Origin of the sequence: Pseudomonas sp. F9001, assembly GCF_013385435.1 — a bacterium.
Lineage (GTDB): Bacteria > Pseudomonadota > Gammaproteobacteria > Pseudomonadales > Pseudomonadaceae > Aquipseudomonas.
On sequence record NZ_JACAPX010000005.1, the window covers coordinates 55,345 to 67,001 of the forward strand.

At 52.8% G+C, this 11,657-nt stretch carries 8 protein-coding genes; all 8 read right to left on the bottom strand.

Features of this window, described 5'->3' with window-relative positions:
• Position 1 precedes the first annotated feature (1 nt).
• Positions 2-1,546 (bottom strand): heparinase II/III-family protein, encoded by a 1,545-nt coding sequence (locus HX818_RS03255; protein WP_371315691.1) that lies wholly within the window; start codon positions 1,544-1,546, stop codon positions 2-4.
• A 281-nt stretch (positions 1,547-1,827) separates the two neighbouring features.
• Positions 1,828-3,972 carry a bi-domain-containing oxidoreductase gene (locus HX818_RS03260; RefSeq protein ID WP_032899671.1) on the bottom strand — a complete coding sequence of 715 codons (2,145 nt, stop codon included), beginning with the start codon at positions 3,970-3,972 and terminating at the stop codon, positions 1,828-1,830.
• A 99-nt stretch (positions 3,973-4,071) separates the two neighbouring features.
• A complete protein-coding gene (asnB, locus tag HX818_RS03265; protein ID WP_008437710.1) occupies positions 4,072-6,000 on the bottom strand; it encodes an asparagine synthase (glutamine-hydrolyzing) in 1,929 nt (642 codons plus the stop codon).
• A gap of 10 nt (positions 6,001-6,010) precedes the next feature.
• A complete protein-coding gene (locus HX818_RS03270; protein ID WP_177019487.1) occupies positions 6,011-7,342 on the bottom strand; it encodes an O-antigen polymerase in 1,332 nt (443 codons plus the stop codon).
• Positions 7,339-8,586, bottom strand: coding sequence for a hypothetical protein (locus HX818_RS03275; protein WP_177019488.1), 1,248 nt, complete (start codon positions 8,584-8,586; stop codon positions 7,339-7,341). Before HX818_RS03275 ends, HX818_RS03270 begins: the two co-directional genes overlap by 4 nt.
• A gap of 47 nt (positions 8,587-8,633) precedes the next feature.
• Positions 8,634-9,614, bottom strand: coding sequence for a glycosyltransferase (locus HX818_RS31135; RefSeq protein ID WP_256346281.1), 981 nt, complete (start codon positions 9,612-9,614; stop codon positions 8,634-8,636).
• A gap of 81 nt (positions 9,615-9,695) precedes the next feature.
• Positions 9,696-10,610: a GDP-mannose 4,6-dehydratase gene (locus HX818_RS03285; protein ID WP_177019489.1), complete on the bottom strand. Its 915-nt coding sequence runs from the start codon at positions 10,608-10,610 to the stop codon at positions 9,696-9,698.
• A complete protein-coding gene (gene gmd / locus HX818_RS03290; protein WP_008437698.1) occupies positions 10,594-11,631 on the bottom strand; it encodes a GDP-mannose 4,6-dehydratase in 1,038 nt (345 codons plus the stop codon). Before gmd ends, HX818_RS03285 begins: the two co-directional genes overlap by 17 nt.
• Between the last annotated feature and the right edge of the window lie 26 nt (positions 11,632-11,657).

Sequence of the window (11,657 nt, forward strand, 5' to 3'; positions counted from 1 at the left end):
TCTACCAGTGATACTCCGTAGTCAAAACGCCCGCCGAAGTCACCTCAACCTCAAGCACCGGCACTTCAGTTTTTTGTAAGTAGTAACGAGACTCCCAACCCTGGACGAGCGCTCGTCGCACGATAGGCATGCTGCCTGCAACCGACAATCGATGGGAGCCGTTGGTCAGGACGTCGCCCTCAAGCCGCCAGTCCCCCGGCTGCAAACGCCAGCGTAGAACTGCACGATCCTTGAATCCGCTAAATTCATCCCTGACCAGCATGCCGGTGTCGCTCAGGCTCACATGCCGCTTATGACGGACGCCGTTACCGTCGATATACGTGGCGCCGCAGGCGCTTGTTCCAGCCTGCTCAACCAGGCTTTCGACCTGGCGCGTACGCAACCACTCCCCGAACAGAAACCGGCTGAGCCTCGGCATCTGGTCTCGCCCATCGAATTGAAGGGTGTTGTGGCTGGCGGTACCCGGAAAATAACTCAGCCACTGGGCAGAGGTGTTGTAGCTGAAGGTACCGGCATCCCGGAGCAGGTTAATGCCTGCACGCCATAGATCCACATGCAGGGCATCGGCCTGGCTGGGGCGAAACCGGAAGCGCGGGTAGCGCAATACAGCGAAGGTTTGTTCACGCCGCAACAATGCATAACCACCCTGATCAAACAGCTGGCTACCTGGACGCTCCGCTACCGCCGATGGGCCGGGCAGCAGCAGCCATTGCAGTGGCAAATCCCATTCACCTGCCGCCTCATAGGCTTTCTTTCCGGCAAACAACGCCATGGACAACTGGACCGAAGGCCTGAAGTCGCGATAGTCCGTATCCGTCAGTGGCAGCAGCCGGGCACCATCATTTGCGCCAATGTTCGGAGCATCTCCAGTGTGCTCGTCGACCAACGAAAATAACCAATGCGCGGCTGTGCGAGCCCTGAGTTGGAACGTGGCGGAGAACGCCGGGAGCCCCAGCTTGTTTCTCCAGATTTCAACCATGGAAAATGTGTCGAGCATCACCCGATGATAATTGACGGAGTACTGGCTGAAACTGCCATCTTGCTCGATCAGCCGAGCGGCCCGGTTTTCGAGCCATTTGCGCCCCAATCGCTGCCAGCGTTCGCCCTCGGGGCAACCGCTTGAGGTCAACCAACTGCCGCCGACAAAAAGTGCAGCCGCCTCGGAAGTCCCGTGGTTATTGTCCTGAGCCATCGCATAGCTCAGCGTCGGCTCGATACGCTTGAGGTGCAGTCGGACCAGATCCACAAGCCCCGGCAACGGGTTGGCAAACTGTTCGACAATGACCGAACTCATCGCCAGGTGCAGGACACGAATGGACGCCTCCTGACCGCACTTCCAGTTCGGACCGCAATAGGGAGGATTGTTGACACACCAATCCGTCAACCAACCGTTTAACTGCGCCGTCCCTGAAGACCCGCCAACACAGGACTTCTGGGCAAAGACCAACGTCCAGTCAAATCGCGAAGCTTCCCAGATATTCTTGATATCACCGACAGCGGCATCAAAATCAGGAATCCGCCACCATTCCCGGCCAGGATCAGGCACTCGAACTCCATTCAGCGGATTCAAATGCCAGTCAGGGGGTGCGTCCGATACCGGGCACTCCCAGAACCCGAAATACCGGACCTGGGAATCCCATTGGGACGCACATGGCAACGAGCCGGCCTGCCTCGCACTTTCCGCAAAAAACGGGCCTTGAGGAATTTCAGCCCGAAGGCGTCGGACCGGGTTCAAGCCAGTCTTGACCCCGAGCCGATACGTCAATGCACGCGCCAGATTGCCAAAACCGAGAGCTATCGCAGTTTTGGCTTTAACAAGAAGAAGGCTCATTGCTCGCGCAGAATCCGGGCAACTTCAATGCTCACGCGCGCCACTTCGAAAATCTCATCGGAAGTGATCGGCGTGACCGCCCCGTTTTGCACCGCTGCCAGGAAAGCTGCAGCGCACTCGCTTTGCCCCTTGTTCTGTTTCCAGAGATTCAGCTTGCTGAAGCCCGGCCAGCCGAAACCCTTCAACTTGCGGAAGTTATCCAGTTGCAGGACGCGTCCGGCAGCGAAAACTTCAACCCGCTCTTTTGGAAAGCTTGAAGCGCCATTGGCCAGATAGAGGATGGTGCCGAAAGAGCCATCCTCAAACCCCAGGGTGATCGCCGCTTTATCTTCCGTAATGGCAACAGCAGGCGTATCGCCCATTCTGCGGGCCTGGATCGAAACAATTTTGCTGCCCGCGAGAAAACGCATCAGGTCGATGAAATGACACGCTTCGCCAATAATGCGCCCACCGCCGACTGACGGGTCCTGGGTCCAGTGATTTGCGGGAATCGCTCCGGCATTCATCGTCATGATGAAAGACTTGGGCTCTTTTACAGCCGAGAGCAACGCCTTCATCTTTTGCACCTGCGGCGAAAAGCGTCGATTGAACCCCACCATCAAATGTGGCTTGAGCCCTTGTTCGACAGCCTTTCGATAGGCCTCTTCAACCGTTGCCAGATCCTGGGCTTCAATTGCCAATGGCTTTTCGACGAACACATGTTTACCCGCCTCCAGCGCTTGCGCGACAAAACGGGCATGGCTGTCGTGCCGGGTGACAATTGCAACAGTGTTGATCGTGCTCTCGCCAAGCATCGCACTGATATCAGTCGAGGCTTGTGCAAATCCGGCCTTGCTGCCGTGTATTACACCGTTGATGCCACCGGCAGTCACAATCGTATGGAACTGAGCCCCTGCGGCCTTGAATGCCGGTATCAGCATTCTTGATGCATAGTTTCCTGCACCGATGAAGCCCACCACGGGTTTGACCGGGTCGAAACTGGCTACCGCACCAGGTGCCAGCACCACTTCCTTGATGTTTCGCTCGGTCTCTTCCGAGGTGTACTGAAGAATGATGCCCAGCGCCGAATTATCCGTCGTAAGCGTCTGATAGGCATCCGCGGCGTCTTCGAATGCAACCCGATGGGAGATCAACGAGTTGACCTCCAATTGGCCGCTGGCGAGCATGTCCAGGACGGCTTCGAAGTTGCGCTGCTCAGTCCAGCGAACGAAACCTATCGGGAAGTCGTTGCCTTGATCTTCGTAACTCGGATCGTAGCGCCCGGGCCCGTAAGAACATGAAACCTGGAATGTCAGTTCCTTCTCATAGAAGTCGGCTCGACTCAACTCAAGCCCGGTTACCCCTACCAGAACAATGCGCCCACGCTTACGGCACATGTGTGCCGCCTGGGTGACCGGGTCGGACGACTTGGTCGACGCCGTAATGATGACGCCATCCACCCCTCTTCCGCGGCTGAATGTCATTCCCGCCGAAACAACATCTTCGCCCTTGCCGGGGTTGCAGGTTTCGGCGCCATAACTGCGAGCCAATGCCAGCTTTTGCTCATCGAAGTCAACGGCAAGTACCCGGCAGCCTTGAGCCCGCAGGAGCTGGACCGTCATCAGTCCGATCAGGCCTACGCCGGTGACTACAAAGGTTTCACCCAATGTCGGCTGAGCCAGACGAATGCCCTGCAAGCCGATGCTGGCAAGCACGGTAAACGAAGCGGCTTCGTCGCTGACCGAGTCCGGAATCAAGGCACACAGATTCTTGGGAACAACAACGATATCGGCATGAGGACCATTGGAAACCACACGGTCGCCCGGCTTGAACCCGGACACATCATTGCCCACGGCACCCACAACACCCACGTTGCAGTATCCAAGCGGCAACGGCTGCGCAAGCTTCGAGCGAACGGCTTCCACCGTTGTCGCCAAGCCATCGGTCTGGACCTTTTGCAGAACCATGCGGACCTTGTCAGGTTGCTGGCGAGCTTTTTCCAACCAGTTGGCACGGCCAAACCCTACCAGCATGCGTTCCGTGCCGGCAGAAATCAGCGTATTGGTTGTATGGATCTTTAGCGTGCCACTACGAACGGCGGGAGCGGGTGCATTAACCAATGACGTCTCACCGCTAGCCATGTTCTGAACAACCTGCTTCATGCATTCACACCAATAAAGTTAAAAATTCACTCATCACTGAGAAACTTGTATAGAGCTATGTATCCTACCATCGGATAAGGCCGTGGCGTCGCCGCCCACTCAACCGTCGAGGGCGAAATCGCCGTCCAGATACTGTTTGCACCAGAGTTCCATGCAAACGATGCCGAACAACGTATAAGCAGCGTCTATCCGGCCTGAACGATCTGCTTCGATCAGATGCGCCACCGCCTTGGGATCGAATATCCCCCTTTTCAGCAGGGATGCAGGAGAAAGCACCTCATCGACCAAAGGCTTCAGGCGTCCTTGCAACCAGTTGCGAAGCGGTACACCGAAGCCCGTCTTGGGCCGGTAGATGACGTCGTGAGGCAGATAGGGTTCCATGGCCTTCTTGAAAATCCATTTCCCTTCCCGGCCTTTTTGCTTGATATCCGATGGCAGTGAGCCGGCCAGGCGGACCAGGTCAAGATCCAGCAGCGGCACACGCACTTCAACGCCCGTCGCCATACCCATCTTGTCGGTGTAGTTGAGATTGTGATCGGTGAGAAAATGCTTGCACTCCAGGGTGAGCATTTTATCAAGGGGCGTGGCATCCGAAGGCAGCCGCGAAAGTGTTTCTCGCATCGGCGCAAACAGATCATCGGCCGCCAGCTGGCGTCGCAAGTCTGGCGCCAACAGGCCATACGCCTGTTCAGGTTCAAGCCAGAGGAAATAACTGATCAAGCGATCATCAGCAGGCAAGTCCGCATAGCGAAAAGCCTTCCCGAGACGACGAGACAGCGGAGAGGATGCAGGAAGCAGGTTTGAACTGCTGGCCAAAACCGAACGCAGCGGTCGAGGCATTCCGCCCCACCAACGCTCTTGCGCCAACGCGAAATGACGACGATAGCCCGTGAAAATATCATCTCCCCCGGCACCCGACAGCAGAACCTTGATGCCGTTCTGGCTTGCCAGTTCCGAGATGAACAACGCATTCAGCGCCGCCGGATCCGGCGTAGGTTCATCGAGCAGATAAACCATTTCAGGCAGACGATCCATCATCTCATCGCCGACGCCTACGACATGCAGGTCGACATCCAGATGCTTGGCAACGCGCTGTGCGTACGGAAGGTCATCGGCGAACCCCTCGTTCGCAGTGGAGCCGTTGTCTACTCGGATACTGAAGCACTGCAACCGCCCCTTATCACGCATTTCCTGCGCTGCAAACGCGACGATGGCACTGGAGTCCAAGCCGCCTGACAAGAATGAGCCCAAGGGTACGTCGGACACCAACTGACGCTGGACGGCAGTCCTGACGGCATCGGCGACATCAACAGCGACATCAGCAACCGTTTTTGTCAGGGGTTTCTCGGAAATCGGCAGTTCGTAGTAAAACCAGCTCTTCTCGATACGCCCATTACGGACGCATAACGCTTGGCCAGGTAAAACCTTTTTGATATCCCGCACGATCGTCCGATCACCCGGCGACCAGAGAAAACCAAGGTGCGCGAGTACGGCTTGCGGGTCGATTTCAGTTTTACTGAAGCCGCCTCGGATCAAGCCCTTCATTTCACTTGAAAATGCAAAACAACCATCACTGGAATGGATATAGAGGGGTTTGACGCCCATCTGATCTCGAGCCACCCAAAGCGTTTCGGTGTCGCGTTCCCAGAATACGACCGCGAAAATCCCGTTCAAACGGTTTAAACACTCAATCCCATAACGACAGAACAGTGCGAGCAATACTTCGGAGTCGGACTGGCTGGAAAAATGATCCCCCGCCGCTTCGAGATGAGCCCTTAACTCCCGAAAGTTATAGATTTCACCGTTAAACACCATGACCACTCGCCCATCGGCAGAGACCATGGGTTGGTGACCGGCGGAAGTGGTATCGAGAATGGAAAGGCGCACCTGGCCCAACCATACGCCAACGTCGGTATCGGCCCAGACGCCTTGATCATCAGGCCCACGACGTCGAATAAACGAAAGCGCTGAAGAGAAGTCAATAGATTCCCGCGTTCCGTTGTGAATGTAGCCCAAAATTCCGCACATATCAGTTTCTCTAGATTGGGTTATTGACTGGCTCTTCGCGCTTTGAGCTCAAGAATAAAAAAGGAAGCCATATAGACGCTATGAGAAGAGCGACCGACGCCAATTCCCCTCGAAAAAGGTGAAGCAGGGAGGCGATCGCCAATGCATAAAGACCTAATGCTCGGTCGCTTTGAGGGTTATAGACAACTGCGCCATAAAGCCGCCCACCTATAACGCCAAGAAGAAAACCGCCGAATAGTACGCCCAGCGTGCCAAAGTTCATATAAAGCTCACCAAAAATACCTGGCGGCAATGTCGTACCTTCCATGAGCCATTTATCTGGCCAAAAGGCACCTGTAAACACCCCGGCGGCGGTAAGTGGCTTATTCGGGAAAAGACCCGAAGGTATTAAAATCAATACAACCATCAGCAGCGTCGTGCCATTCTGCCATTCCAGCCTCTCGGGCATAGCATCTATGAGCACAGTCATGGTCTGCAACTGCATTAGATTACCCGTAAACTGAGTCGCCAAAAAATGAATGAACGACAGGAAAACACCTTGATTTTCGTTAATGAAAAAGAATCTACCTGTCGCGAGAAATTCCTGCTTAAACAGGTGATAGGTCATCAGCGAAACAAACATCACCACCCCAAGCACCGCTCCTTTTACAAGGCTGACACGCTTAACGCGGTAATGCCGAACTATAATCAACGACAATACGATAATAAAAATTGTCGATTTCTGACCCTGAAGAGCGCAAATAAACAAACCGCCCAAAAAATATAACCAGAAACAAAACCGCTCGGAAAGTGACTTCTTCCCGGCACGGGTCAACCGTATATACCAGGCCAGCGAGACAGAGAGCAGCAAGTTCTCCAAGAGGAACAAGCCGTTCAAACCTGCAAACGCCCTTATCCTGTCACTGGCACCTTGAAGCAACCCCGAGACCCCGCCTAGGATTACAAGAATAGTTGTAAACGCCAGCAGCGCCACTAACGAAAAACCTAAGGCCCGTTGCGAAAAAATCCGTGGACTTACTATGTAGCGTATCCCGACGGGAAAATTAAAATGCGTTTTCCGTCCTAACCAACACCCCATCAAAACAAAAATCAAAGCCCCGGCATACAGCAAAATGGCATAGTCAATAGAACTCTGCTTATCGAAAAAGGCAAACTCCCAAAACTGACTAAACCCATCAAACCCCATGATAAAAGGATATAATGGGACAATAACGCCTGCAAACCAGATCACCAAAAAGAAAAAGCCAACGCCAAAACAATCAAACGCTTTTTTTTCAAGCGGGACTCGCAAGTGCTCAGGCCCTAAATATTTTTCTTCCAAGGTATCAACCTCTTGGGTCATAAATCAGCGAGGCGGACTCTCACCGCAATCAGAAGCAGCACGGCGGACAAAACAGCACCAACCACATACCCCAAAACGCCAGCCCAAGCATCCAAAACAGGGATACCGACGTATAGAATTAAAAGAACAAGCAAGCCCTCTACAATATTGGTTTTAAGGCTTAAACTAAAAACACGCAATGCGACCAGTATTGTACCGCAAGCAAGAGCCATAGCCTTCAAGGGCAAAGTCAACGCCAACACAATGATATACATGGCCGTCTGCTTATAAACACCGCCCACACACACCAACCATATACAAGAGCAAAGGATCAACAGCAAAGCAACCGTGGATGAGATCTTTAACATGCTTTTTGAGAACGCATGATACCTTTCGCGCAACTCGCTTTTATCATGGATGACCTCGACCAACTCAGGAAGGGCCCTTTGTGCAATGATTGCCAATGGCAGCAAGCCAAGAATAAGGCTCAATATAGCAATACCAAAAAAACCGATCTCGTCGGTTTTCACATGATAAGCAGTCAACATCAGGACAGGCAGACTATCCACCAACAGACGAACAAACAGGCTGGCATTGACAATGACACCGGACTTGGCCGTTGTCATTAATTCGCGCCCGTTCACCTGGCGAAAATCAAGCGCCAGAAAGATATGCGCTCGCAGTTTCCACCAAACGGCAGCGAGACAAAAGAACTCACCAAGATAACGAGCGGCCATCCAGCCCTGGATACCATACAACTTCGTCAACACAACATGCAGAATAACGCCCGCCCCGGTAACCAGCATCAGAACGAAGTAGATCTCGCGTATCGCCTTCGCCCCCTGAGCAAAGCCAGTCGTTACACGAAGCAAATTAGTCAACAGCACCAAGCCACAGGTTGTAAAAACATAAGAACTAATCGCAGAGGTCAGCACAAACTCATGGGCGACGTATATACCAGCAATCACGACACCTGAAGCGATCCCGACCAACAAAAACACTTGCCGAAGCACTTCACTTTGACGAGAAGTACCATGACTCGCCGCCGTATCGCGAATCGCGATGCTTTGCATGCCCAAACTTCCTGCCAGTACGACAAGAGCAATAATTGTTTCCAGCGAGCGCACCACGCCGACGACCGACGGATCAACCCAAGGCGTGATCAAAAACTGACTTATTATTACCCCACCTTGAATACAGGCAGTAATAACGATCAGCTGTAACAGCTTCGAACTTTCAAACATGCTGATCAGACGATTCAACACACGCTACCACCATGAATCTTTATAAACACTATCAACGAAGCTCTCCTTTATTTCACCAGCGACAAGGAATCCAGGACATTTTTAAGCGCCACACGACGAGCTGCGATGGAATAATTGGAAGAAATCCACTGATGCCTGGCTTTGGCATCTTCAGCGCAAGTCGGCGTGGCGACAACCGCCTCCATGGCCGCAGCAATTTCTTCCTGGCTATCTGGTTGAACCCAGTAAGCGAAGTTACCCGCGACCTCAGGCACCGCGCCCCGAGGCGACGTGATCACTCGCGCGCCACACGCCAGCGCTTCGCCGATCGCATGCCCGAAACCTTCATAGAGCGTTGGCTGAACATAGGCCAGGCAATTGCGGTAGTGGTGCAACTTTTCTTCATCGGAAATCATCCCGACAAACTCCACCTTGTCTGCCACACCCAGGCGCTGCGCCAGGTCTTTTAGTTCCTGCAGGTAGTCACCATGTTTGCCAGCAACAACCAGGCGAAGATGACTTGCGTTAGCCGAAACCTTTGCAAACGCCTCAATCGTCGGAATCAGCCCTTTACGAATGGCGTTCGTACGACTGGTCCAGGTCACCGTAAAAAAGTAATTCGATCCAACCGCCGGAAGCTCGCCAGGAGAATAGTAATCTGTATCAATCGCCAGCGTTGCGTACACGGGGTTTCTCACCGGCAGGTTGGTTGTGACTTCCTCACACTCCGATCTTGAGATGAACAGGTTTCGATCGGCTAATAACAGCGAGGTACGCAGCACTGCCTTCTGCCATAGCGGACGGTCCAGATAACACAGACCCGGGATTTCTTTCCGGCAGGTGGAGTAGTCAAAGGCCCCAGTTACAATTACCGGCCGACGACGGAGTTTTCCGGCGAGCAACGGAAGCGGCGAATGCCCCCACCACCAACAAAAATAGAGATCCGCTTTCCAATCTAATGTGCCCGGCGTCCCGGACAGAACGACTTCGTGTCCGAGCTCCTTGAGAATTCGAATATCGACCCGATAAAACTCAACTTTATCAAACATCTCGCGCCAATTAGCGTGAGCGGACATATTAGCAAAAAAACATATACGCACAGTGCACCAACCCGTTACTTGCCAACCGTATTAAACACGTGCCTTCTGCTGATACATTGACAGCAATGTATCGTGCAAACTAGGCACATTAATTTCACCTACCACATCAAAGAGCTTGGCCGGACTACCATAAAGCTCTTTAACTTCATCTTCCCTGACAAAGGCAGGATCAACTGTTATCGTTGGCCGATAACCTGCAATCTGTTCCATTTCATCAATCACGCTCAGTAAGGAAATGCTGCGCCCCGAGCAGATATTTATAAACTCACCACGTTGATTGGACGTCAACAGCCTTGAATAGGCCTCCACCACAAAACCGATATCAGACAAGTCGCGGGATACATCCAGATTGCCCAATCTGAGCTCCTTTTCTCCACGGGCAAATGCGCCCACGATCTTGGAGAAAACGAATGACTCCGACTGGCCGGGTCCAGTGTAATTGAATGGCCGTACCACCAATATAGGCATACGAGAAAACCACTTGCGGACAAGGGCCTCCATCGTCAGCTTGCTCAGTGCGTAATGATTAACGGGCTGCGGTTCACTGCTTTCTGAAATGGGCGATGAAATAGCGTTCCCGTAAATGTTTGCACTGCTCGCAATGATGATTTTTTCAACGACCACCTCAGCCTCCTTAATCGCATTAAGAAGGCTTTCTGTACCCAATACATTGACTCGGTAATATGACAAGGCATCGCTGCTGGTGACATGCGCCAGCGCGGCCAAGTGAATGACATGGGTGGGCTGAACCTGCTTTATCCAACCACTGAGTCGCGCCGTGTCATTCAGGTCCGCATCCAAGTGGTCAAACTCACAGGCCAGGCGCTCCCCACCAAGGCCGGCAACCCGCCAGCCGGCCTTGGTGAGGCTTTGCGCCAAATGCTTTCCAGTAAAACCCGAGAGCCCTGTAATCAGTACTGTCCGATCTTTACTTTGAAGTGCCATTGCGAACCCTTCTCAAGTCAGCTTCAACCATCAGCTGGCACAGTTGCTCCAGCGTCGTTTCTGGTTTCCAGCCTAACCGCTCTTTTGCAAACGAAGCGTCGCCAATCAACAACTCGACTTCCGCGGGTCGATAGAAGCGTGGGTTAACTTTTACCCGGGTGATGCCGGTACGCCGGTCAACGCCGAATTCGTTCTCGCCGCTTCCAGACCAATCGATATCAACCCCTACGGCCTTGAAGCTCATGGCAACAAAATCACGAACGGTTTCAGTACGGTTGGTAGCAAGCACAAATGTTTCCGGTGTGTCGATCTGCAACATCCGGTGCATGCCATCTACATACTCTTTAGCGAAACCCCAGTCTCGCTTGGCATCCATGTTTCCGAGTTCGAGCACTTGCTGCTCGCCCATTTCGATACTGGCGACAGCATCGGTAATTTTACGAGTAACAAACTCTTTTCCTCGCAGCGGAGACTCATGATTGAACAGAATGCCGCTGGTGGCAAAAATATCATATGATTCGCGATAGTTGATGGTTGTCCAATGCGCAAACAACTTCGCAACACCGTAAGGGCTGCGTGGGTAGAAAGGCGTGCTTTCAGATTGAGGAACAGCCTGTACCAGCCCGAACATTTCAGATGTCGAAGCTTGATAGAAACGAATCTTCGGATTTACTATTCGGATCGCTTCGAGCAAATTAAGCGCACCGACTCCGGTAATCTGCGCGGTTGTAATTGGCTGATCGAAGGAAACGCCTACGAAGCTTTGAGCCGCCAGGTTATAAACCTCGTCCGGGGCGCAATTCTGAATTAAACGAATAGTTCCGGAGAGATCAGTCAAATCAAATTCGACAAGATGAAGATCATCATGCCCAAAAACACCAAGTTCCTCTAATCGCCAGAAACTTACAGAACTTGTGCGGCGATAGGCGCCATAGACCTTATAACCCTTGGACAGCAGCAGTTCGACAAGGTAAGCCCCATCCTGACCTGTAACACCAGTAACCAGCGCATGCTTCTGCATCTGTACAACTCCTAAAAATTTAAGCC

Bases quoted from the DNA above. Each gene is read 5' to 3' on its own strand.
- HX818_RS31135 (WP_256346281.1), bottom strand. From the start codon at position 9,614: ATGTTTGATAAAGTTGAGTTTTATCGGGTCGATATTCGAATTCTCAAG.
- asnB (WP_008437710.1), bottom strand. From the start codon at position 6,000: ATGTGCGGAATTTTGGGCTACATTCACAACGGAACGCGGGAATCTATT.
- HX818_RS03270 (WP_177019487.1), bottom strand. From the start codon at position 7,342: ATGACCCAAGAGGTTGATACCTTGGAAGAAAAATATTTAGGGCCTGAG.
- HX818_RS03260 (WP_032899671.1), bottom strand. From the start codon at position 3,972: ATGAAGCAGGTTGTTCAGAACATGGCTAGCGGTGAGACGTCATTGGTT.
- HX818_RS03285 (WP_177019489.1), bottom strand. From the start codon at position 10,610: ATGGCACTTCAAAGTAAAGATCGGACAGTACTGATTACAGGGCTCTCG.
- gmd (WP_008437698.1), bottom strand. From the start codon at position 11,631: ATGCAGAAGCATGCGCTGGTTACTGGTGTTACAGGTCAGGATGGGGCT.